The following is a 24941-nucleotide window of genomic DNA, read 5'->3' on the forward strand; positions in this document are numbered from 1 at the left end:
AAAATTCATTGCAGGTAAAAAGATAGAACCGTCGAAAACCACTCCTATCGGATGTGTGATAAATTATTGAATGATGATTAAAAACAATTTTACATATTTTTCAATTATCGTCGTTTTTATAATCTCAGCGTGCAGTAATGATCGACAAGGGAAAGGTAAAGATTCGCAGCAGCTAACTTATTCTGAACACATCGCTCCGATTATTTATAAAAATTGTAGTCCATGTCACCGGCCCGGATCCGGCGCGCCATTTGACCTTATTACTTTTGATGATGTAAAAGGGCATTTAAAAACTGTACAACTTGCCATCAATGAAAGATTAATGCCACCATGGCCGGCAGATACATCGTACTCACATTTCAGAGACGAAAAAGTAATGACTTCATATGAAATCGCGCAAATTAATTCATGGATAAAAGAAGGAGCAATAAAACGTGACATAAAAAAACTGCTTCCCTCTCTTGAATTTTTCAGCGGAAGCATATCAGGAAAACCTGATCTGGTTCTGAAAATGAAATCTTATTCCATCAAAGGCAACAATAAGGATAATTTTATCATGCTAAAAGTTCCCTACGAATTTGAACGTGATACTTTCATCAAAGGTATAGAGATCGTTCCCGGAAATAAAAAACTTGTACATCATATCAATGCGCATTTAGTCCAGTATAATTATGGTGCTAAAAAAGAATATTCAAGTGGTAAGTCTTTTGTCGATACAGAAAAAAGTGATAAGCTTCATGCTTATGAAGTTCTGGATCTTAAAAATGATGATGGCACCTACCCGCTTCTTACTCCTTCTGTTTCAAATTACTTACCCGGAGTTGAAGCGGCAATGTATCCAAATGGAATTGGCGGATATAAAGTGAAAAAAAATGGAGCGATTCTGCTTGACAACATTCACTACGGGCCATCGCCTGTAGATACAACTGACGAAACACAGTTTAATATTTATTTCAGTCCAACAGCACCTTTACGACCAACTTCTGAATTTATTTTAGGAACCAGTGGGATTTCTCCGGTTACTCCGCCATTGATCATTCCGCCAAATGAAGTTAAAACTTTTACTACGCGATTCAAAGTTGAATCCGACATCTCCTTGCTTACCATAAATCCACACATGCATCTGTTAGGGAAAAATTTTATTGCCTATGCAATAAATCCGCAGGGCGATACAATTCCATTGATCAGAATAAAAAACTGGGATTTCAGATGGCAGTACTTTTACACTTTTGAAAGAATGCTGAAAATTCCTGCAGGGACTTCGATAATTGTAGAAGGAACATTTGACAACACAGTTAATAATCCGTTGAATCCTTTTAATCCACCACAAACAATCTCAGAACGTGAAGGAAGTATGCGAACAACAGATGAAATGTTTCAGTTGATCTGTACATTCATTCCTTATAAAACCGGCGACGAAAATATTTCACTGCAATCAAAATGAAAACATTTACAATCATAGAGCCTAAAACTGATTCTGAATACAACGAATATTACAGGATCCGTTATGAAATTCTGAGAAAGCCATGGAATCAACCTGAAAAATCTACTAAGGATGAAACAGAATTAACCTCTGTTCACCTTTTAGCTAAGGATGAAACCGGAAAAGCTGTAGCAACAGGCCGGATGCAGTTTAACTCTGAAGAAGAAGCTCAGATCCGTTCTATGGCAGTGATTGATGAATACCAAGGCAATGGGATCGGGAGTTTACTTATTGATCATCTCGAAAAAATTGCGCTGGAGAAAAAGATAAAAAGAATAACGCTCGACTCAAGAGAAAATGCTGTACAGTTTTATATCCGCAATGGATATAAAGTTATTGAGCCTTCTTACTTACTATTCGGATTGATAAAACATTTTAAAATGCAAAAAGATCTTTAATTCAACCGGATTACTTTGACTTCATCAGTGTAAAAGCAAAAGTTGTTCCTATTCCGGCAGTACTTCTGACATTGATCGTTTGCTGATGAGCTTCGATAATATGCTTTACGATTGCCAGACCCAGACCTGTTCCACCCTGCTCTCTTGATCTGCTTTTATCTACGCGATAAAATCTCTCAAAGATCCTTGGTAAATGTTTTGAGTCAATTCCAATACCATTATCTGTTACCTCTATCAGTAATTTTTCATCCATATCATAGAAGCCAACCTGCGTAGAGCCATTACGTTTTCCATACTTAATTGAGTTGATCATCAGATTTACAAGTACCTGTCTGATTCTGTCTTTATCTGCAACAACATAAAACTGGCGATCACTTCCTTCCTTAAAACCAACTTTAATATCCATTTCCTTTGCCTTCAATTCTATTGATTCGAAAACCTCATTCATGAGATCTCTGATATCAAATGTTCGTTGATCAAGAATAAGTTCACCGCTTTCCAGTTTAGAAATTGCTTCAAGATCATCGACAATTAATGTAAGTCTTTCTACAGACTTAGAAGCCCTCTGCAAATAATTCACATTCACTTCAGGATCATCCAATGCACCTTCCAGTAACGTATGAATGTATCCTTGAATATTAAACAAAGGAGTTTTTAACTCGTGAGAAACATTTCCAAGAAACTCTTTCCGGAAATTTTCCATCTGCTTTAATTGTGCGATCTCATCATTCCTGTCTTTCTCCCACTCTATCACTTCCTTGCCTACATTTGAAATAATATCATTGCTCAGATTGATCTTCTCAAGTGTTTTCTCTTTAGAATTCTTTTCTGTTGTAATTGTTTTGTAGATCAATTTGATCTTTCTGTAAATGAAAATCTCAAGTAAGGATTTGAAAATAATAAAAGTCGCCAGAAATGAGACAATGAAAATTGAAACACTATGAATCCAGATATTTTCAAAAAAAGAAAACCAGTTAAAAAGTGAAGCTGAAATCAATACAATTGATGACGAAAATAATGCAGCTAATAATGCAAGTACTCTTGGTGTTGGATTCTTCAATATATTTTTGTTTGACTAAAAATCAAATTTGTAACCTATACCCTTTACGGTCTTAATACTCTCTTCACCTATTTTTTCTCTCAGTTTACGAATATGAACATCAATGGTTCTGTCGCCTACAACTACCTCATTTCCCCATACTCTTTCAAGAATTTCATCTCTTGTAAAAACCTTTCCTGCTTTGGCAGCAAGCAATGCCAGCAATTCAAATTCCTTTCTTGGTAATTCGATCCGGGTATCCCCTTTCATTACAACATATTGTTCTCTGTTGATCACTAACTCACCGGCTGAAAAAACACTGCTTTTAGTACTTCCGCTTTCTTCAGAATTGTTATATCTTCTGAACAATGCATTGATCCTGCTCACCAAAACCCGTGGCTTGATCGGCTTGGTAATATAATCGTCTGCTCCAACATCGAATCCTGCAATCTGTGAATAATCTTCATTTCTTGCAGTAAGAAATGCAATCATCGTTTTTTTGAATTCAGGGATGTCCCGCAAGGCACGACATGTTTCTATTCCATCCATTTCCGGCATCATAATATCCAGTATGATCAGATCGGGATGAGTTTGTTTTGCCTTAACAATAGCCTCACGACCATTACCTGCTTTGAAAACTTCGTAGTTCTCCTTCTTCAAATTATACTCCATGAATTCCAGGATATCCGGTTCATCATCGACAAGGAGTATTTTCAACTTTTTATCTTTCATATTCGTGTGTGAAATTAACTGCCTTTTGCCGATTTCATGTTATGTAAATGTAAACAAAAGGTTACTTTGACTTCACATTGAACGGCTAAACTGCACACTTTCACTAAAGTAGTTTTAAAAGTCGAAGTGCCTGTGCATTTTCCGGATTAATTTTTAATACCCTGGAAATGTATTCTTTTGCCTGAACTTTCTGGTTTCGATAAACCATCAATCCGGCCATATTAAGTAAGGCTTGTTCGTTATCCGGGTCAGTATCCAAAGCAACCTTATACAACTGCTCTGCTTTTTTGTCTTCTTTATTAATACTCAACTCCAAAAATCCATAATTAATATAGGCAGCAACAAACCGTGGATTCTCTGAAATAATAAACCTATAGTTAGACCCTGACTTTTCATATTGACCTGTTTCAAATTGAAGGTCGGCAAGTTTTAGTCTGAAATCAGGATAAAATGGAGCAAGTTCTGTTGCTTTATTAAAGTAGAGCTCTGCGCTTGTTTTGTCACCCAATTCAGAAAAAGCCTGGCCAATTCTGTATGCCGTCCATGCATCATCATTTGAAAACGACTTTTTGTTTAATGCCGATAATGCATTTCCATGTTCAGAAACATATTTAAGAAGTCCTTGATAATCCTTTTTCAAAAATGCCCAACGAATCAACTCATTAAAATTCTCAATAATATCCTGCTTTGAATTATCATTTATATAACGTTTTGCTGAATCGAGAAAAACTTTATTAGTGACAAATTTCTCATAATATGAAAGGTAGGCAATACCTTTTGAACGATCGTCTGCTTCAGGATTATTGATACATGCAAGTTTAACAAACTCACGGATCTGTTCTTTGTCTGACCGAGAAACAGGCTTGCGGATCCAATGATCTGTTGTAGTAACATGCGGAATATCGATCGTTCCATTTTTAGGCATGTGGAAACTAACACAATTGTCCTTTTTCAAAGCCCGTTGTTTTGGATCTGCTGTACAATCATTTTCTGTTATCAAAGGATTTTTGCCACCTATAATTTTACCTGAAACGGAAGAATGGCAACTCTTACAAGCATTATTAAAACTTTCGCCTGCTGTACTTTTTACACTCACATGCGGATCATGACACGTGACACAGGTCATTGCATTTTTATAAGGTTCTTTCGATTTTAACTTTGAATTACTTGCTTCAGCAATTTTCAAAGAGGCAGTGAAACATTTACTCAGCTTCATGCGCTCTGCATGTGAGGCCATGATATGCTGATCGTCATCACCCTTATAAACCGGCATGAATATGTTCATCACTTCTGAAAGATGCATTCCGGGTTTAAAATCGAAAAATGATTTGTCTTTCATGAGCACTGCGTTTCCCTGCACATGACATCGCTGACACACATCCAGTTGCAAATTGATTTCAAGCTTTGCGGGATTTACAATTGAATAATCGATCTCGTTTTTTACATCAATCGTTCTTCCTGCTAACATTTCAATCTGATGCTTTTCGCCGGGTCCATGGCAACGTTCACAATCAATACCTGAAGGAACATTTATAAATTTATTGGCAGAGCCAAGAACCATTTCAGGGAAAGCATTGTGACAAGACATACATTCCAATTCTATTAACCGGTTGAAGCGGTTGTTAAAACCGTTTTCGTATCCCGGTGGCAGATCCCATTTTCCCGATTGCGTATAAAATGTTGCCGGCGCCTGATAGATGTATCCGTTCACATTTATCATGTGCGAATTCGTATGTTGTCCAGAACCTACGATGTAATTGATCTTTTCTTTTCTGAGATATGAAGTATCCTTGCCTGATAATCTGAATTCGGTAAGATAAAAACTATCGCCCTCCCAATGTGGAAAGTATGAGAGATTCCTATAATTATCCTTAATAACAGAATGTGCGGTGAAATTGCCGGCGGACTTTGCTTTAGATGCAGTATCAAATGACATACCCATTCCGGTATGCATAAAAGTTTCGAATTTATCGGAATGACATTGCTTGCATGCTTCCTTACCGATATAATTTGTGGAGTCTGAAAGTGAAGAATATTCCTTTACATTAATTTTTGAATCGGTTCTGTTGCATGACAAGAATATAAAAACCGAAAAGAAGATCAGTGCTCCTGCGTATACTACATTTTTAATACGCATCAATAGGATTATTTTTTGATGAGTTGCAAAGTGTATTCATCATAGAATTTTCCTTGTTCGTAGATCCAGTCTTGCTTTAATCCGGTAACTTCAAATCCTGCACGTTTAAACAGAGAAACACTACTTTCATTTTCTACGCGGATGTTAGAATAGATCTGATGCAGATCCAGAACTTCAAAACCATAATCCATGATCAGGTGTAATGCTTCTGTAGCATAACCCCTGCCTCTGTCAGCTTTATCTGCGATCAAAATTCCAATGCCGGCTCTTTTATTTTTAGGATCGAAATCGAAAAGATCAACACAACCGATTGAACGTGTGGTTTCATCTTCATCGGCCTCATCAAAATATTTCAGGTCGATCATTAATCGCAATTGTTTGTTCGTGTAAATATCCTGATGAACTTGTGTTACGAACTCCTCCAGAACAAATTTCGAAAAAGGAACCAGTGTTCCGCTCACACTCCAGATGGAACTGTCGTTCTCCCACTTATAAAGTTGATTGAGATCCGTTGGCTCCAATGCTCTCAAATGAATTAATTCGCCTACCAGTTGCATATAGATTTTGTTTGTCCGAATTTACGGATTGTTGTTCGAATATTGACGTAGTTGTGAAGTGAATTCTATGAACAATCAATTGTTCAAGTAGTGGCAAAAGTAAGTCTCCTATACTGCAAAACCAAATTTCAAATTATTACATTTCCGCTGAATGCAGCCACTGCAGGGCCTTCCAGCCAGATCTGATCAAATCGCTGTCCGTCTCCGTTAAAATGCACTTTCAATTTGCCACCCGGTGTATGAACTACGCACTCATCATTTTTTTTGATCTTACCTGAATAAACAGCAGCAATTACAGCAGCAGTTACCCCTGTTCCGCAAGAGAGCGTTTCGCCTTCAACGCCTCTTTCGTACGTTCTGACATGAATGGAATTGTCTTCGATCTGAACAAAATTCACATTTATTCCTTCAGCTTTATAATCATCAGAATTTCTGATCGCTTTTCCTTTTGATTCTACATTTACTTCTTTTACCGATTTTACAAAAGTGACGTAATGAGGCGAACCTGTATTCAGGACAATTGCTCCTTTTACTTTTTGAATTCCGAGGACATCAGCCATTTTCAACTTCACTATTAATGGCGTTTTTGAAACCAGTATTGCTTCATGCGGACCATCAAAAGCCAGAAAATTTGTTTCTTCTTTGATGAGTTTTAAAGTATGAGCAAAAGCAACAGCGCATCGTCCCCCATTACCGCACATCGATCCGAAATTTCCATCAGAATTGTAATAGACCATCTCAAAATCAAATCCATCCTTCTTAACGATCCTGATCAAACCATCGCCACCTATTCCAAAGTGACGATCACATAATTTCCGGACTTGTTCTGTGGAAAGAGGAAAATTATTCAATCGATCATCGATCATAATGAAATCGTTTCCCGTACCGTGGTATTTATGGAATGTTATTTTCATTTGAGTGCTGCCGGTAGATCAGTGTTTTTAATAGTAGAAAAAGCAATAAATTCATCTGAAGGATTTAACCTGAAATAATCCTGACCATATTTCATCATCAATTTATCTTCAACAAAATATAGCTTAACAGCATCAGGCTCTTCAATACCAAATAGCACCAGTTTATTTGAAGCCAGTTTATAGCCTTTGTAATTTACCGGCGACAACCAGAATTCAACTTCGTAATTTTCGTCCTGCGACTTTGAAGTTTCAACAAGACCTCCGGAAGGATTGAGTTTATTTGCTGTTGACTGTGATAAAGAATTTTCGGCAGCTTTTTTTGTCTCTTCGATTTGAATTCCTGTAACTTTCAATGTATGAACAACGAGAAGTTGATCCTGTTTAACAACTACATTCTCTTCCTCGGAAAGAATTTCGGGATTCAGAGAATCCTGAGTGATTACTTTTTCTTCAACAGATAATTCCGGATTGGAACTCTCCTTTACTCCCTCCGCTTCACTTGAAGTTTGATTTGTTTTGTTAGAAGATGTTGCAATTGAAGGCGTAGGATCCTTGATCTTTTCAACATCGTTCTTCCTGAAAAGATCCCAGCTGAAAATACGTTTACGACTCTGTAAAGTTCCTGTCCCAAGATATTGCCATAGCGTAATTCCAATTGCAGTAATAAATAAAAAAGTCAGGATCAGTTTTAACCCTGATGGAACTAATGGTTTCTTATAGCCAATTTGTGTTACTATGGATTTCTCCAGTCTTGTATCTTCAGCAATTTGAATTGATTCAATCAGCAGGTTATGAAATGAAACCTGTTTTCTGAAATTCGAATCCTGCTCCAGTTTATCCATGAACTCCTTTAGTTCAACGCCACTTAGCGAATTATCGATATAACGATCAATCAAAGATCTTTCTTGCGTTGTCATATCAGGATTCAATTCCGGTGTTAAGTCTTGCCTGAGCGATCTGACGAAACTGGTTTAATGATTTGTGAACTTCAAATTCTGCAATCACGGGATTACTGAATTCAAACCGAACTGCAATTTCCTCAAAAGTGAGTTTCTCTGTATATCTCGCACTTAAAAGTTTTTTGCTTTGCTCATCGAGAATGGTAAAACACGATGCCGCAGCATCTCTTTCGATTTCCGAGGCAGGTAAGATCGCAGGCTGACGTTTGAATTTTCTGCTTTCTTTTTCTTTACTCAAATGTTCATTGAGAAGGTTATAAATGTATTTATCCAGGTCCACATGCGTTGATAAACGATTTTGCTGAATGTCTCTGAACATTTTGACAAGTACCTTTGCAAAAATGGCAGGTGTGGCAGTATCTGAAATGCCTTTTCTTCTTAACCACCGACGTGAAGACTGAAAATATTTTTTACTCAATGCAAAAAGAGTTTCTTCCTTTCCATTACGGATAGAATTGATTACTTCTTCATTGGATTTGTGCGAGATCATCAGAGTGCAAAAGTAGAAAATTAAGGGGACTTTCCCTCTTAAATGCTGAATCACAATAACATATATTGAACAATTAAACTGACAATTAAAGCCCGATACTGAACTGAATTTCAATCATTTACACAAATTGAGTTGGAGATTAAATATAAAACCAGAAAGATTTGTACAGGACTTTTATCAGACGACCTATCTGATTATTAATTGTCATACATACCGATAATCATTTGGAACTTTAGTCTGAAGATGAATTATTATTGAAGATTTTAAAACATAAACAAAACCATAGACTAAAAAGATGCGTTGATTCGTTAGAAGTATTACAAGAGCGAAAAAAGAAAATACGGATCTTAAATCTTAATTTTTCTTAACAGCCGCTTAACTAAAATTAACCGTTCCATTCATATTTGCTTCATTGATAAAAGGTGAATTTTGATGGCATAAAAATTGACAAATAAATTTTCAAAAAAAAGAAAGCTATGTTAAACAAAATGAAAAAAGCAATTGGCACATTACTGATTGCCGGATTAGGTGGACTAGCCGGTGCTTCTCTTTATTCAAACTATTCAGACAGCAGTATTTCCACACGTAACATTTCTGATAAACAGAATGTCGCTTTCGTAAATCTTCCTGCAGCATCACAATCCAACATGACGGATTTTACAAAAGCTGCAGAAATGTCGGTACATGCAGTTGTGCACGTAAAAACATATTACACCTCTCAAGCAGTTAGTCCCTTTGGTGGAAACCCTTTTGATTTCTGGGGAAGACAACCGCAACGTCAGCAAGAAGGAAGTGGTTCAGGAGTTATCATTACACAAGATGGTTACATTGTAACGAACAACCACGTCGTTGATAATGCAGAAAAAGTTGAAGTGACTTTAAATGACAATCAGAGTTACACAGCAAAGGTAATCGGAACAGATCCTTCTACAGATCTGGCGTTGCTTAAGATTGATGAAAAAAATCTACCATTCATAGCCTATGGAAATTCCGATGATGTAAAAGTCGGCGAATGGGTTTTGGCAGTTGGAAATCCTTTTAATCTTACCAGTACAGTAACAGCAGGTATTATAAGTGCTAAAGCAAGGAACATTGGAATTTTACCTGATCAATATAAAATTGAATCTTTCCTTCAGACTGATGCAGCAGTAAATCCGGGAAATAGCGGCGGGGCTTTGGTAAATACAAATGGGGATCTGGTTGGAATCAATTCAGCCATAGCTTCCAATACCGGAAGTTTCGCAGGGTATTCATTTGCGATTCCTGTTAACCTTGTAAGAAAAGTAATGGATGACCTTGTTGAATTCGGAAGTGTTCAGCGTGGATTCATTGGAGTATCTATCCGTGATATCGATTCAAAACTTGTTGAAGAAAAAGGTTTAAAACCAACGCAGGGAGTATTCGTTGCCGGACTAACAGAAGGTGGCGCAGCTGCTGAAGCAGGATTAAAAGAAGGCGACATCATTCAGAAAGTTGGTAACGTTTCTGTTACCTCCACTCCTCAATTACAGGAACAAATTGGAAGATATCGCCCGGGTGATAAAGTTGCAGTTGCAATTTTAAGAGACGGAAAAGCGGAAAACCTAATGGTAACACTCCGAAATAAAGATGGAGATACTAAAATCGTAAAAGTTGAAGAGTCGTTGAGTTTACTTGGTGGCACATTTGAAAATGCATCGCAGGATGAAAAATCAAAACTCAAGATCCGGGGTGGTGTTAAGATCTCAAAATTACTAGCAGGTAAATTAAGAAGTGCAGGCATTCAGGAAGGATTTATCATTACATCGATCGATAAGAAACCGATTACATCAAAAGATGATCTTGAAAATGCTTTAAAGACAAAACAAGGTGGGGTTCTGATCGAAGGTGTTTATCCGAATGGAATGAAGGCGTATTATGGGTTCGGAATTTAAGTGGATTGCGGATTGCGGATTGCGGATTTTGTACTATTCAAAGCTTCTGCTAATCTTAAAGGTCGAATTGAAAAATCTTAAAATTTAAAAGAGCCGTAAATAATCTTTACGGCTCTTTTTATCGAAAAAGTGTCAGAAAGTGCATTTTGGGTGCGGTTTTTGATGTAATAAAAAAGATCGCTGCTTATTAATCTTTTTTCAACAATCCGGAGTAGTTATTAACCGATTGTTGACAAAAACTTGCTTCGCCTTTAGCTAAGGCTTATCTTTGCAGCACTATTAAAAAACAGATTTTTCGTCAAAATCTGCGTATTTTCTAACTTAAAATCTCTCGTCTAACCATGCGTCAGCTCAAAATAACCAAATCGATCACTAACAGAGAAAGTCAGTCTCTGGAGAAATATTTACAAGAAATTGGCCGTGAAGAGCTTATTACCGCAGAAGAAGAAGTTCGGTTAGCACGTAAAATTAAAGAAGGTGATCAGAATGCACTTGATCGTCTTACTAAAGCCAACCTGCGTTTCGTTGTATCTGTTGCAAAGCAGTACCAGAATCAAGGTCTCTCTTTACCCGATCTTATTAATGAAGGAAATTTAGGACTGATCAAAGCAGCAAAACGTTTTGATGAGACTCGTGGTTTCAAATTCATTTCTTATGCAGTTTGGTGGATCCGTCAAAGTATCCTTCAGGCATTAGCTGAACAATCCAGAATTGTTCGTCTTCCGCTTAACCAGGTTGGGTCACTTAATAAAATTTCAAAAGCATATTCTAAACTTGAACAGGAATTCGAACGCGAACCTTCTCCGGAAGAATTAGCGAAGATCCTGGATATTCCAACTGAAAAGATCGCCGACACTATGCGTGTAAGTGGTAAACACGTTTCAATGGATGCTCCCTTCGTTCAAGGTGAAGATAACAGTCTGATCGACGTATTGGAGAATGCAGATTCTCCGCGTGCAGATGGTCTGTTAATGAATGAGTCTCTTCAAAAAGAAATTGACCGTTCTTTAAGTACACTTACTGAACGCGAACGTGAAGTGATCCGGTTATTTTTTGGAATTGGAATGCCACATGGACTTACTCTTGAAGAAATCGGAGCAAAATTCGATCTTACACGTGAGAGAGTTCGCCAGATCAAAGAAAAAGCAATTCGTCGCTTACGTCATAAATCAAGAAGCAGATTATTAAAAGCGTATCTTGGATAATCTTCCTTATAACATCATGACCTTATAAATCATTTACAGACAGCTTTCATCAAAAATGAAAGCTGTCTGTGTTTTAATAAAACCTGAACACAAAATAAAACCCCACTCAATTATGTCAACTGAGGCACTAAAAAATCAATCAAACGTCAATCACAAAGACAATTACGAAAACGAACTGGCAGACTGGATCCAGCAGGAGAAATCTGCAATTGCGTTGATACACGTTGCAGGAACATTGTGGTTTGATAAATCAGTAGAACTTGTTCTTTTCAGAAATCAACTCGTTGACAGAAGCGCCAGCGAAATTTTGAATCTGCATCAGTACAGCAAACAAATGGTCAACAGACCGATCAATGTTATCGATACACTTGCTCTGGCAAAAGAGATGAACAAGGTAGACCTTGCTCCTTCCCGCATCGACATTGGCAAACTTGCTGCTGAATGGGTTTCAGAAAGAAAAAATTATAAGACCACAGAAGATTTTATCGGCGATAAATTAAAGGACTTCATCGGAAAAGGTAAACGGGTTATGGTACCTAAAGATGTTGTGTTATATGGTTTCGGTAGGATCGGTCGGATCTTAATGCGTGAATTGATTTCTCAGGCAGGAAAAGGAGAACAACTTCGCCTCCGCGCTGTAGTTACCCGTAATAACAGTGATGAAGATATTGCAAAACGTGCCGATCTTCTTCGCAATGATTCAGTTCATGGGGCTTTCCCCGGAACGGTTATTGAAGATTTTGCAAATAAAGCATTGATCGTAAACGGACATTCAGTTCAGATGATCGCTGCTAATGATCCGGGAGCAATTGATTATACATCGTATGGTATCAATAATGCATTGATCATTGACAACACAGGAGTTTCACGTGATCGTGAAGGTCTTAGTAAACATTTAAATTCAAAAGGTGCGAGTAAGGTTTTACTTACAGCTCCCGGCAAAGGCGATGTTCCGAATGTTGTTTATGGTGTGAATGAAGAAAGCTTCGATCATCAGTCAGAAACTATTTTCTCAGCAGCCAGCTGTACTACGAATGCAATTGTACCGGTATTAGCTGTTATTGAAAAAGCACTGGGAATTGAAAAAGGACATATTGAAACAATTCACTCTTATACAAACGATCAGAATCTCCTTGATAACTATCACAAGAAATATCGTCGTGGAAGATCTGCTGCTTTGAATATGGTTATCACTGAAACGGGAGCAGATAAAGCTGTTGCAAAAGTTCTTCCTCCGCTTGCAGGTAAATTGACAGGTAATGCAGTGCGTGTACCAACTCCTGATGTATCGCTTGCTATCCTGAACCTGACAGTAAAAAAAGAAACAAGTAAAGACGGAGTAAATGAAATTCTGAAAAACGCTGCTCTTAATGGACCATTGGTTGAACAAATTCAATATTCAGTTTCAAACGAATTAGTTTCAACTGACCTTGTCGGAAATCCTTGCGCTTCTATAGTAGATAGTCCTGCTACAATTGTTTCCAAGGACAACAAGAGTCTGGTTCTTTATGTATGGTATGATAATGAATATGGTTACTCTCGTCAGGTTGTTAGATATGCGAAGTATCTGGCGGATGTGATTCGACTTAGATATTATTGATTGCAGCCTATTCGGGATTCGTAAAATGGTTTAAAGTGTTTAAGGGGTTTAAGGTGTTTCGAAACACTTTAAACCCCTTATCAATTTAAACCCTATTTATCTATGAATGCGGTAAAAGCAAAAATTACTCAACCCCATATTCAACAACTACCATTTTGTACTCCAACCCTTTCACAACCTGACCATTCGTTTTTCCGAGGTCGTTGTGTTCTTTGTAGATCATGCCTACACCGGCGGCATATTTTTCATTGCCATAAATGGTTTCTACAAAATTATTTTCGTCGATCTGTATAACACTCAGCGTTGAGTCGAAAGACAATCCATTCAGAACATCGCTCTCGTGAAAATAATCGTAATAGTAAAGTTCTTCTTCCGTATTGGAATCATTTCCATTCCATGTTATTGTTGCATTGATCGGAAACGAAAGTTTGTGATACTTGATATTTTCTTCCGTGAGATAAGCACTGGTTGATGAAAGATATTGTGTCCAGACTTCTGTCAATTGCCATGGCAGAGTATCACTATTCCGGTGATATCGGAGCCGTACTTGGTTTACCCTGCCTTCAAGATCAACGAATGAACTGTCGATCTTATCTTTGATCTGAAAATGATAAGAGAAAACCGAATCATCATTGTTGTTGTCGGTTTCGGAATGATAGATCGAATCTACATCGTAGATTATATATTTTCCGCTTTCTGTCGGGAAGTAATTATATGATAATGCAGGAGCCTCTACACTTTCTTTCTTACATGAATACCATGTAAAAGCCGTAAGGCTAATTAGCAACAAAAAAATGTTTTGCTTTTGCTTTATCATTTCAGAATTATCTTTCGATAAATCCGCCGCCGATCACATCATCTCCATCATAAAATACAGCACTTTGTCCGGGAGCAACTGCTGTAACAGAATTGTGAAAAGTTACTTTCACCCTGTCACCGACTTGCTCAAGCGTACTCATTGTGCCTTTGTCTTTATAACGGATGCGTGTAAGGACTTCGGTAGCATTGTCTAACGAAGTGTATTTTATAAGGTTCACATTTTTGACCCACATCTCCTGCTTCTTCAATTCGTCATAAGAACCAAGCACTACGGTATTAGTATCGGGCTTAATTTCAACAACATAAGCAGGGTCACCTAAAGCAACCTCAAGACCTTTTCTTTGGCCAATTGTATAGAATGGATACCCTCTATGTTTTCCAAGGATCTTGCCTTCAGTATTCACAAAAAGGCCGTCGTTTAACCGCTCTTCTATACCTTCAACCTTACCTTTCAAAAATGAACGATAATCATTGTCAGGAATAAAGCAGATCTCATATGATTCAGGCTTTTTTGCCAGCTCATGAAATCCCATGTCTTCAGCCATCTGACGAATTTCAGATTTGTGATATTTACCTACAGGGAAAATTGTTCTCGAAAGACATTCCTGGCTAACGCCCCAAAGCACATAACTTTGATCTTTCCATTCATCCTTGCCTTTGCTTACTACATACCTGCCATTCACTTCACGGACGTTTGCATAATGTCCGGTAGCTATGAATTCACAGTCGAGCATATCGGCACGTTTCAAAAGTGCTTCCCATTTGATATGAGTATTACAGCGTACGCAAGGATTTGGAGTTCTGCCTGCTAAATATTCATCTACAAAATCATTAATGACATGATTTCCGAATTCTTCACGGATATCAATGATATAATGCGGAAAACCTTTTTCAACAGCTATTGAACGGGCGTCATTTATAGAATCCAAAGAACAACATCCAGTCTCCTTTTTAGTACTTCCGGAAGACTGATAATCCCATGTTTTCATGGTCATTCCCACCACTTCATAACCTTGCTCATGCAAAATCATAGCAGAAACGGAGGAATCTATTCCACCGCTCATTGCCATCAATACCCGACCTTTTGAACTCATTGTTTACTCTTATATGAATTGCAAAGATAGGGAATCAAGACTTGGATAAAAACTTATTTGGGAAACAGAGTTCTTATTTCCCGCAGATCCCGATAGCTTTCGGGATCGCAGAGAAATCGCAGAAATTATTGTTCATTGGGTTCTTTAACCTCAATTGGGCCTTTGTCATCCGTTGAGGGATTCAACCAGACACCTTTTTTATATTCGTCCTCACTTTCCAGGACTCCATTTTCAGAATAATTCTGCCATTTACCTTCTTTCAAGCCATTTTTATAAATGCCTTTCTGCCAGACCTTGCCATTAGGGTGAAAAATTGTTAAAAGGCCTTCAAACCCACCATTTTTCATTACTCCACTCACCTTTGGGGTACCGTCCATAAAAAACTCTTTATAAACTCCATTCTGAATATCCTTCTTATAAATGACTGTCCGTGAAAGCTGACCATTTGGATAAAATAATTTCAACTCCCCTTCTTTCTTGCCTTTGATGTAAAACTCCTCTGACGATTTTTTTCCCATACGATCATAATAGACCCAGAGACTGTCTTTGATTCTATCGATGTATTTTCCTTTTGCCATGAGACCACTGTCTTCTGAAAAAATCTCTGCATCATTTATCTCACTCATTCCTCTGAATTTCAAAATCGATTGTGGCTTGCCGCTTTTATAAAATGTTTTGAATGTACCGGTATGTTTCCCATCCTTATAAACTCCTTCTGAAAAAAGAACATCGTTAGAATAATATTTTTTCCAGATTCCTTGTTTCAAACCTTTGGCATCAGTACGGTTGATCGTATCGCCTTTGAAAATATTAAACTTCTGCGCGCTTCCTGTTGTAGAGATAAACAGTAAGCATAGAATTATTAGAATGTTTTTCATGCTGTAAATATAACGTTTGTTTGAAGCGTTCAATTGTGGTTTCCTGTTCATTCTGCCCGACTTTTTAAATCGTCTTGTTTATAATTTGAAATTTAACAAATCCATGATATACAACTTCTTCATTTCCATACTTTCGGGCTTTTAACGAGTATTTTGCGGTTTATAGAAAAATACTACATTGCGTCCTACTAAAATTCAAATCATCATATGAATACACCCTCTACCAATACAGGACATCCGCGCGGACTGTACCTACTCTTTTTCACAGAAATGTGGGAACGGTTTAGTTACTATGGAATGCGCGCCATTTTTATTTTATACATGACAAAGGCCTTGTTGTTTGACAAAGCACTTGCTTCAAATGTATATGGAAGTTTTACCGGATTGGTTTATCTCACTCCATTGTTAGGAGGTTATCTATGCGACAGATTCTGGGGTAACAGAAGAAGTATCCTCATTGGTGGTATTATGATGGCTGTCGGACAATTTTTACTTTACTTAAGTGGCAGTGCTGTTTCTGATGGCGCTCAAAGTGGATCTGCAATTACATTTATGTGGATGGGACTAACTCTGCTTATCGTAGGAAACGGATTTTTCAAACCGAATATTTCAACGATGGTTGGACAGTTGTATCCGAAGAATGATTCAAGGATAGACGGTGCATTTACCATTTTTTATATGGGTATCAACATGGGTGCTTTTTTCTCACCACTTGTCTGCGGAGGATTTTCAGAATTCAAATACGGATTTCTTGCTGCGGCAATCGGAATGGTTATCAGTTTGATCTCTTTTGAATTATTAAAGAATAAACATCTTGTTGGACCGGATGGAAAACCTATTGGAATGCCGGTTGCGAAAGTGGATATGAAAACTTATGGAACTATCATCGGTTCAATTGCCCTTATCTTTTGTCTGCTCAACTTTCAGAATATTGTAAAAGGAATTTTCGGTGCCGATGCAGTTGCCAATCCTGATTCACTTGGACATACGATCGCTAATATAGATCTGGTTGCCTATCTCATTTATGCATCACTTGTGTTGATGCCAATAATTATACTTACTGATAAGTCTCTGACAAAAGACGAAAGAGAACGAATCATTGTGATCTTCATACTTGCCTTTTTTGTGATCTTCTTCTGGGCATGTTTCGAGCAGGCCGGAGCATCTCTTACATTATTTGCCGATCAACAAGTAGACAGAGCAATTAATATTCACATCAGTCGCTTTGTTATTGCAGGTGCAGGTGCTGTTCTTATTTATTTTCTGGGTAAAGCATTTGGATGGTTTTTTGAATGGTCTAAAAAACTATTTTAAGTATTCAAGGTATCGGTGCAATTGCAATTGTCGCAATGGCATTTGCAGGAAGTATTCCTGATATCCACCTTAGCGAATTCCCTTCACCTTGGTTTCAATCGATCAATCCACTTGCCATTATTGTTCTCGCACCATTCTTTACAATGATGTGGGGTAAACTTGCTAAAGTAAATATGGAACCATCATCGCCTTTGAAGATGGCTATGGGTTTAGGACTTGTCGCTTTAGGATATGTGATCATTGCTTATGCAGTCAGCGGCATAGATCCTTCTACAAAAATTGCTATGTTCTGGTTATTTGCTTTATACATTGTACATACAATGGGTGAACTATGCCTATCTCCTATCGGATTAAGTATGGTTAGTAAACTTGCTCCGCTTCGTCTTTCATCCTTAATGATGGGAACCTGGTTTTTGGCAAATGCTGTTGCAAATAAATTTGCCGGTACATTAAGCGCACTAATTCCACCGGGAGCCGGTGAAGAACCTGCAGAAGCCGGAGCTGCAATTCCAAGTTTCTTAGGAATTGAGATTTCCAATCTATTCATCTTCTTCTGTGTATTCATCGTTCTTAGTGGTGTTGCTTCATTAATTCTACTTGCATTGTACCGCAAATTGTTGAAGATGATGCATGGCGTTAATTGATCATAATTGTAATTTGTAAATAGTAATCAGATTATATTAATTAGTGATTGGGGGGCAGATACAAAATGAAATTCAATTCTCGAATTACCAAATATACATTTGCTCATGAAAAAGACACTTCCCCTCCTGACGTTCCTCCTTTCACTCTTCGTAAGTGGATATGGCCAGTCGGCAAAAAACGAATCAATAAACTGGATCTCTTTTGAGGAAGCGTTGAGCAGATCTTCGAAAGAACCGAAGAAGATCTTTATGGACATTTATACTGACTGGTGTGGTTGGTGTAAGAAAATGGATAAGTCTACATTTACCGATCCGGTTGTGATCGATTATCTCAACAAACATTTTTATTCTGTGAAACTGGATGCTGAGACCAAAGACACTATTACATACAAAGCCAAAGATTACACATTTGTTCCAGCTTACAAATCAAATGAGGTAGCTGCTTATCTTTTGAACGGACAAATGGGTTATCCGACTTCAGTTTATCTGGATGAAAAAACTGATCCCATCACTGCTGTTCCCGGATATTACACAGCAGACCAGTTACTCCCGATCTTGAAATATTTTGGAGAAGACATTTACAAAATAAAAAAATGGGAAGAGTATCAGGCTGAGTCAACGAAATGATTCTTTGCAGAGTCTTTTCTTTTTCCCTCAATAGCTTCATTTTCATGCAACTTTGATTTTATTGCCAACTAATCCGAAAATTAGATTTGCGGAGGTGAAATAATTCGGTATTTTTGCCGCCCGTTCCGGAAACGGAAATGGAATATATGGTGATTGTAGCTCAGCTGGTTAGAGCACTAGATTGTGGTTCTAGGGGTCGCGGGTTCGAACCCCGTCCTTCACCCTTCTTAATTCCCTTGGACTCACAGGTTCAAGGGATTTTTTTTGACTAAAATTGATTGTCTCTCCTTTTTCGTCTTTCGGTATTCCACGAAAAAAGAAAAACATTTGATTCACAAAAATCCGTTTCGTCTAAAAGCAGTACCTTTACCATAGAATAACAAATGGACGAAAAAGTATTGCTTAATGTTGAAGGAATGGATTGCGCAAACTGCGCTCTTTCGATTACACGTTCCTTACAAAAATCCGGATTTAAAGAAGTCACAGTTAACTTTGCTACCGGAGAAGTTTTATTTGATGTTATTGAACCTGTTAAAGTTGATGAAGCTGTTTCCAATATAAAGAAGCTTGGATATTCAGTTGTAAAAAGATCTGATCAACTGAATCAACAGACTGAACTTAGTCTTCCCGGAAACTCTTATACTGTTACAAGAAATAAATTTCTGATTGCACTCCTTTTTACAATTCCCTTGTTCTTGCACATGTTCGTTCATCTGAACATTTTACATGACCCATATTTTCAATTAATCTGTTCTCTTCCTGTCCTCTTTATCGGAATCACACATTTTGGCAAGAGTGCTTATTTCTCCATCCGCTCCGGTGTGCCTAACATGGATGTATTAATTGTGATCGGTTCAACGGCGGCCTTCGTATATAGTATCCTTGGAATGTTTCTATATCCGGAAAGTACAGCCAACTATTTATTCTTTGAAACAGGTGCAACAATAGTAACATTGGTTTTGCTGGGAAATCTGATCGAACAAAAGTCAGTTAAGCAAACCACGACAGCTTTAAAGGACCTTGCATCACTACAACCATCTAAAGCGAAAATTATAATCTCACGAAATGGAAATGAAGTTATCGAAGAAATTGCGATCGAAGAAATCCAAAAGAACGACATTTTACTTTTCAATACCGGCGATAGAATTGCTGTTGATGGCGAAATAGAATCAGGAACCGGTACCACTGATGAATCTATGCTAACCGGTGAAAGTCTTCCTGTATCAAAAACTGCAGGCGATAAAATTACCGGAGGTACAGTCTTGATCGAAGGTTCTGTCAGAATGAAAGTTGAGCGAACAAGTAAAGATTCTGCACTCGCTAAGATCATAGAACTTGTAAAGATCGCACAAAACAACAGACCGGATATACAAAAACTCGGAGATAAGATCAGTGCTATCTTTGTGCCTGTAGTTTTACTGATCTCAATTGTTACTTTTCTGGTTGCAGCTTTCGTCGCCAACTTGCCATTATCAAAAGCTCTGCTTAACAGTATAGCTGTTCTGGTAATTTCTTGTCCATGTGCAATGGGCCTGGCAACACCTACGGCTGTGATCGCAGGAATAGGACGTGCAGCAAAAAATGGGATCCTGATCAAAGGTGGTTCAACATTGGAACAAATGGCAAAGATCAAGACCATAATTTTTGACAAGACCGGTACACTCACGACAGGTAAATTCCGTATAAAGAAAATAACTGCTGAATCACAATCTGAAAGTGAAATCAAATCTATCCTGTATTCTATCGAATCTTATTCATCACACCCGATCGCAAAATCGATTCAATCAGAGTTGAAGGAATTTGCCTCGACAGCAATAAAATTTAAAACAGTTCAGGAAGATAAAGGAATTGGAATAAATGCAACAACAGAATCCGGAGATCTGTATAGCGCAGGCTCATATATGATGGTCAAACATTTTATTTCAAAAGACGAGCATAATATATATCTGTTAAAAAACAATAAACTGATTGCAACGATTGATATTGAAGATGAAATAAAACCCGGAGTGAGAAGTTTGATTTCAAAGTTGAGAACATTGGGAATTAGAAGTGTCCTTCTTAGCGGCGATAAAAAAATCAGGTGCGAAGAAATTGCATTAGAATGCGGCATTGAAGAAGTATATTCCGAAAAACTTCCACATGAAAAGAGCAAGATCCTGGCAGACTACATGAAGGTTAGTCCAACAGCCATGTTTGGTGATGGCATCAACGATGCTCCTGCACTTTCCATGGCCAGTGTTGGTATTTCAATCAGTAATGCTTCGGATGTTGCTATTCAATCGTCACAGATTATTCTACTTGACAAAAATGATCTTTCTATTTTATTAAAAACAATTACAATCAGCCGGCTCACCTATTCTACTATCAAACAAAATCTTTTCTGGGCATTCTTTTACAATACTGTTGCCATTCCATTTGCAGCTTTCGGCTTTCTGAATCCGATGATAGGTGCTTTGTCGATGGCTTTCTCTGATGTAATTGTAATTGGCAATTCATTACGTTTGAAAACCCGGAAGATTTCATAAATTGCCTTCTCTAAATTTACTTTTATAAGAACTCCTGCAAATATATTGATGATCGCTAAGTGGTATCCTTATCCGGAGGATCCCCAGTTTGGCGTTTTCATTCAAAAACACGCAGAGGCAATTGCAATCGATAATAAAGTCGTTGTATTATTTGCTCATTCAATAGCCAATCTCCCTGTAAAGTATCAATTCGATATTTCGCAAAAAGAAAATTTGTTTGAAATAATTATTTCTTTCCGAAAGGATGAGTCAGCATTTGCAAATTTAATAAACGGCTTGCGATATTTTTCAGCGATCAGAAAAGGCGTTAAGAAAGGACAAACTTTTTTCCTGAAGCCCGATCTTATCCATGCCTACATCCTGCTCCGTACTGCTGTTGTTGCAAATTACCTGTCATTGATTTTAAAGGTACCTTATGTGGTAAATGAGCAATGGTCCGGTTACGCTACCGGTAAATTCTCCGAAGGGAATTTTGTAAAAAAAGCACTTACTAAATTCCTTGTAAAGAGATCATCCGGATTAGTAAGTGTTTCAAATTTCTTACTCGATAAAATACATGCATGTGGAATATCGAATGAAAATGAAAAAGTAATTCCTAATTCAATTGAAGTAATAGCAAATTCAAACATTACAAATAAAGAAAAAGTGAATGTTCTTCTGGTAGCTGATCAGGTTGATGAAATAAAAAATATCAGTGCAGTAATCAGATGTGTTGCTTCGATCAAAGATTCATCTCCGGATTTTGAATTGCGGATAATTGGTCAGGGAAAAGATAAAGAAATGCTGATCGAAATTGCCCGAGAGCTTGGTGTATTAAATTCGAATGTGATCTTTGAAGGCTTAAAGTCGAATCCAGAAGTTTATCAATATCTGCAGAAAAGTGATTTCCTTGTGATGAACAGCAGGTTCGAAACTTTTTCACTTATCTGCTGTGAAGCCTTGAGTTGCGGAAAACCGGTTTTAGCCACCCGTTGTGGTGGACCTCAGGAATTTATTGATGATGAAGTTGGAGTACTTATCGATGTTGATGATGATGTACAATTGGCAAAAAAATTCCACTTTATGCTTACCCATTACAACCAATTTGATAGTCAAAAGATCATTTCAAAGGTAAAGGATCGATTCAGCAAGGAAACTGTTAAAAAATTGTATGGAGAATTCTATAAAAAGGCTCTCGGTGATGATTAAAACGCCGTTTTTAGAATCTGCCTGACTTTCGGCAATTCTAATTTTCTGAAATTGAGTCTGTCACCATAAAGCCACAAAAACTGATTTTAACTCATTTATAGAGTTAAAATATGTTTGGATTAGAGAATGATTTCTTTAAATTTGTGCGAGAAAATTGAAACTGTAATGCTAATCTGGTCCTGCGGATCAAATACCGAAAGTCTTTCTCCCAATTCGATTGATTACAACTTCTTAGATGAGGAACACTTTTTGAATGTCATTATTGTATCAAATTTCCCTTCTTCATCGGGGATTGTTTCTAAATCACTTAACTTCGTCTGATAAATCAGAAATTATACTAACCTAAAATCAAATTTATAATGAAAAAAAAATTACTCTTATTGTTAACCTTTGCGGTTAGCTTAAGTGCGCAAGCTCAGAATTCGTCTCGGATTCCGCAAGGATTTCGTAAGGCTACTATCCCGGCTGCCATTAAAAACCGTGCTGTTACTATTGATGCAAGAAAAAGTAGTATTGATAACGGAATTCCGTTTAACCAATCGACAAACCCTGTAACAAGTCCGCGCCTTTCTGTACCTCAGTCAAACAGAATTGCAGGTGGTCTTATCAGTGAGGTTGCGGTAGGTCACACTTTTTATGATCTTCAAACAAACAATGCAATCAGTAACAGAATTGTTTATAATGATGATGGGTCTTATTCAGTTGCATGGACGTACAGTCCATTTGACAATGATTTACTTTATCCTCTTCGTGGAACTGGTTACAACTATTCTGCTGATGGTATTACTTGGCAGTTTCCGGGCGTACCGGGCTTCCCTGGTCCCAATACAAGAATTGAAAATGAGAGAACAGGTTTCACTAATATCGTGAATACAACTTCAGGATCTGAATTTGCTGTAGCTCACGGATTAACAGCTATGACTATGACTTATCGTCCTGTTAAAGGAACTGGTGCATGGACAACAAGCAAACCTTGGGGTAATAATACTACTGACACATGGCCAAAAGCTATTGCAGGTGGAAACAACATGGCGTATGCAATTTTCCAGGGAGCTGGCGTTACTGATCCTCCTGTTCCTGTATTAGGACAACAAGGACCATTCTTTTTCTCAAGATCTACAGATGGTGGAGTTACTTGGAGTCCGAAAGAAGTTCTTCCGGGTACAGACTCAACTTTCTATAAAGGTTTTGGTGGAGATGAATATGCAATTGATGCAAGAGGAAATACTGTAGCTATTGTTCTTGGTAGTACTATCACTGACCTTATGTTATTGAAGTCAACTGATGCTGGACTTACCTGGACTAAAACTATTATTTACAGATGTCCAATTCCTATGTTTGATACAAATGGTATGACATCAGATACAAATGCAGATGGCGTAGCAGATACAGTTATGTCTCATGGTGGTGATCAGGCAGTAGTGATTGATGAAAATGATTCTTGCCATATATTTTTCTCTGATGTACGTTGGATGAGAGATAGTGCAACAACAGCAGGAAGTTACTCTTATTTTCCTAGTACTGATGGATTGGAATACTGGAATGAGTCTATGAGTGAAGGTGGTTTTCAGTTAATCGCTGCAGCAGAAGATTTAAATGGTAATAATGTACTTGATGCTCCATCAGATCCGACATGTGATTTCCCATGGGGAAATTATGGTGGCGGTATCACAGGATTCCCTTCAGCGGGTATCGATGCCAGTGGAACACTTTACCTTTCATACCAAACTATCAATGAACTTGCTGATACTACAACTTATAAACAAGCACATAGACACGTCTATGTTATGACATCTCCTGATAAAGGAGCTACATGGACTTATCCACACAACATCGTTCCAATGATTATTGATAATGGTGATGGTGAAAATGAAGAAGCAGTTTATGCAGCATTACCGAAAAAAGTTGGAAGTGTTCTTTCTGTATTGTATCAACGTGACCCGGCACCGGGACATGCACTTGCAGCAGATCCATCTTGTGATCGTTCTAATAATATTTATAATTCAAGCCTTATCATGTTTGCACAATATGATATCGCAAACATCGTAGGAATTAAAGGTATTAGCTCTAATGATCTTTTCATTACTCAAGCATATCCTAATCCAACTTCAGGAATGGCGTATTTCAACGTAACAACTAAAACTAATGAAGATATGGCGATCACAGTTACTGATCTTCTAGGTAAAGTTGTTTATTCTGAAATTAAAAACAACGTTGCTGCAGGTATTACAACTGTTTCATTGAATGCACAAGACTGGAATTCCGGTATGTATACATACAATGTTATTTCAGGTGGCAAATCAGCTACAGGCAAACTAATCGTTCAGTAATTTTTTGAACGCATAGTTAATAACAAATAAAGAAAAAAGGCCGTCAGGAAAGTTTCCTGACGGCCTTTTTTCTTTTCACTTTTCACTTTTCACTT

General features: G+C 37.6%; 21 protein-coding genes and 1 tRNA gene. 12 read left to right on the forward strand and 10 right to left on the reverse strand.

From position 1 onward, the window contains the following. Positions 1-73: 73 nt before the first annotated feature. Positions 74-1444 (forward strand): hypothetical protein, encoded by a 1371-nt coding sequence (locus IPL24_03250; GenBank protein ID MBK8362711.1) that lies wholly within the window; start codon positions 74-76, stop codon positions 1442-1444. After that, positions 1441-1881, forward strand: coding sequence for a GNAT family N-acetyltransferase (locus IPL24_03255; protein MBK8362712.1), 441 nt, complete (start codon positions 1441-1443; stop codon positions 1879-1881). The genes IPL24_03250 and IPL24_03255 overlap by 4 nt, the downstream gene beginning before the upstream one ends. 10 nt (positions 1882-1891) lie before the next feature. Here IPL24_03255 and IPL24_03260 read toward each other — a convergent pair whose 3' ends face one another. The 7 genes from IPL24_03260 to IPL24_03290 form a co-directional block, all read right to left on the reverse strand. Continuing rightward, complete coding sequence (locus tag IPL24_03260; protein MBK8362713.1) at positions 1892-2944, reverse strand: sensor histidine kinase; 1053 nt, start codon at positions 2942-2944, stop codon at positions 1892-1894. A gap of 12 nt (positions 2945-2956) precedes the next feature. After that, entirely contained in the window at positions 2957-3652 is a 696-nt protein-coding gene (locus tag IPL24_03265) for a response regulator transcription factor (GenBank protein ID MBK8362714.1), read from the reverse strand. Positions 3653-3755: 103 nt separating this feature from the next. Beyond that, a complete protein-coding gene (locus IPL24_03270; GenBank protein ID MBK8362715.1) occupies positions 3756-5789 on the reverse strand; it encodes a tetratricopeptide repeat protein in 2034 nt (677 codons plus the stop codon). 8 nt (positions 5790-5797) lie between these two features. Continuing rightward, positions 5798-6346, reverse strand: coding sequence for a GNAT family N-acetyltransferase (locus IPL24_03275; protein ID MBK8362716.1), 549 nt, complete (start codon positions 6344-6346; stop codon positions 5798-5800). 128 nt (positions 6347-6474) lie between these two features. Next, positions 6475-7260 (reverse strand): diaminopimelate epimerase, encoded by a 786-nt coding sequence (locus IPL24_03280; protein ID MBK8362717.1) that lies wholly within the window; start codon positions 7258-7260, stop codon positions 6475-6477. Beyond that, the gene (locus IPL24_03285) at positions 7257-8177 is read right to left on the reverse strand and encodes a hypothetical protein (GenBank protein ID MBK8362718.1); all 921 of its coding nucleotides are present in this window, start codon (positions 8175-8177) and stop codon (positions 7257-7259) included. Before IPL24_03285 ends, IPL24_03280 begins: the two co-directional genes overlap by 4 nt. Before the next feature lies 1 nt (position 8178). Next, positions 8179-8709, reverse strand: coding sequence for a hypothetical protein (locus IPL24_03290; GenBank protein ID MBK8362719.1), 531 nt, complete (start codon positions 8707-8709; stop codon positions 8179-8181). 488 nt (positions 8710-9197) lie between these two features. Between IPL24_03290 and IPL24_03295 the strand changes: the two genes are divergently transcribed. From IPL24_03295 to IPL24_03305, 3 genes are all read left to right on the forward strand, one after another. Continuing rightward, complete coding sequence (locus IPL24_03295; protein ID MBK8362720.1) at positions 9198-10622, forward strand: Do family serine endopeptidase; 1425 nt, start codon at positions 9198-9200, stop codon at positions 10620-10622. Between the two features lie 341 nt (positions 10623-10963). Then, on the forward strand, positions 10964-11827 hold the full coding sequence (locus IPL24_03300; GenBank protein ID MBK8362721.1) for an RNA polymerase sigma factor RpoD/SigA: 864 nt from the start codon (positions 10964-10966) through the stop codon (positions 11825-11827). A gap of 112 nt (positions 11828-11939) precedes the next feature. After that, positions 11940-13427 carry a glyceraldehyde-3-phosphate dehydrogenase gene (locus IPL24_03305; protein MBK8362722.1) on the forward strand — a complete coding sequence of 496 codons (1488 nt, stop codon included), beginning with the start codon at positions 11940-11942 and terminating at the stop codon, positions 13425-13427. Positions 13428-13551: 124 nt separating this feature from the next. On the opposite strand, the gene IPL24_03310 is transcribed toward IPL24_03305, so the two are convergent. The 3 genes from IPL24_03310 to IPL24_03320 all read right to left on the reverse strand — a co-directional run bounded on the left by IPL24_03310 (position 13552) and on the right by IPL24_03320 (position 16218). Continuing rightward, positions 13552-14214: a hypothetical protein gene (locus tag IPL24_03310; protein ID MBK8362723.1), complete on the reverse strand. Its 663-nt coding sequence runs from the start codon at positions 14212-14214 to the stop codon at positions 13552-13554. 37 nt (positions 14215-14251) lie between these two features. Further along, positions 14252-15340, reverse strand: coding sequence for a tRNA 2-thiouridine(34) synthase MnmA (gene mnmA / locus IPL24_03315; GenBank protein MBK8362724.1), 1089 nt, complete (start codon positions 15338-15340; stop codon positions 14252-14254). A gap of 125 nt (positions 15341-15465) precedes the next feature. Next, the gene (locus tag IPL24_03320; GenBank protein MBK8362725.1) at positions 15466-16218 is read right to left on the reverse strand and encodes a toxin-antitoxin system YwqK family antitoxin; all 753 of its coding nucleotides are present in this window, start codon (positions 16216-16218) and stop codon (positions 15466-15468) included. Positions 16219-16425: 207 nt separating this feature from the next. On the opposite strand from IPL24_03320, the gene IPL24_03325 reads away from it, so the two are divergent. From IPL24_03325 to IPL24_03355, 7 genes are all read left to right on the forward strand, one after another. Then, positions 16426-17532: a hypothetical protein gene (locus IPL24_03325; protein MBK8362726.1), complete on the forward strand. Its 1107-nt coding sequence runs from the start codon at positions 16426-16428 to the stop codon at positions 17530-17532. A 35-nt stretch (positions 17533-17567) separates the two neighbouring features. Beyond that, positions 17568-18176, forward strand: coding sequence for a hypothetical protein (locus IPL24_03330; protein MBK8362727.1), 609 nt, complete (start codon positions 17568-17570; stop codon positions 18174-18176). 105 nt (positions 18177-18281) lie between these two features. Beyond that, positions 18282-18803: a DUF255 domain-containing protein gene (locus IPL24_03335; GenBank protein MBK8362728.1), complete on the forward strand. Its 522-nt coding sequence runs from the start codon at positions 18282-18284 to the stop codon at positions 18801-18803. 148 nt (positions 18804-18951) lie between these two features. Continuing rightward, positions 18952-19027 (forward strand) — tRNA-His (locus IPL24_03340). Positions 19028-19186: 159 nt separating this feature from the next. Next, positions 19187-21328: a cadmium-translocating P-type ATPase gene (gene cadA, locus IPL24_03345; protein ID MBK8362729.1), complete on the forward strand. Its 2142-nt coding sequence runs from the start codon at positions 19187-19189 to the stop codon at positions 21326-21328. Positions 21329-21376: 48 nt separating this feature from the next. Beyond that, positions 21377-22516, forward strand: coding sequence for a glycosyltransferase (locus IPL24_03350; GenBank protein ID MBK8362730.1), 1140 nt, complete (start codon positions 21377-21379; stop codon positions 22514-22516). Positions 22517-22875: 359 nt separating this feature from the next. Beyond that, positions 22876-24846, forward strand: a complete 1971-nt coding sequence (locus tag IPL24_03355; GenBank protein MBK8362731.1) for a T9SS type A sorting domain-containing protein — start codon at positions 22876-22878, stop codon at positions 24844-24846. The last annotated feature ends 95 nt before the right edge of the window (positions 24847-24941 follow it).

The sequence above is a fragment of the Bacteroidota bacterium genome, from assembly GCA_016711505.1.
GTDB lineage: Bacteria > Bacteroidota > Bacteroidia > AKYH767-A > 2013-40CM-41-45 > JADKIH01.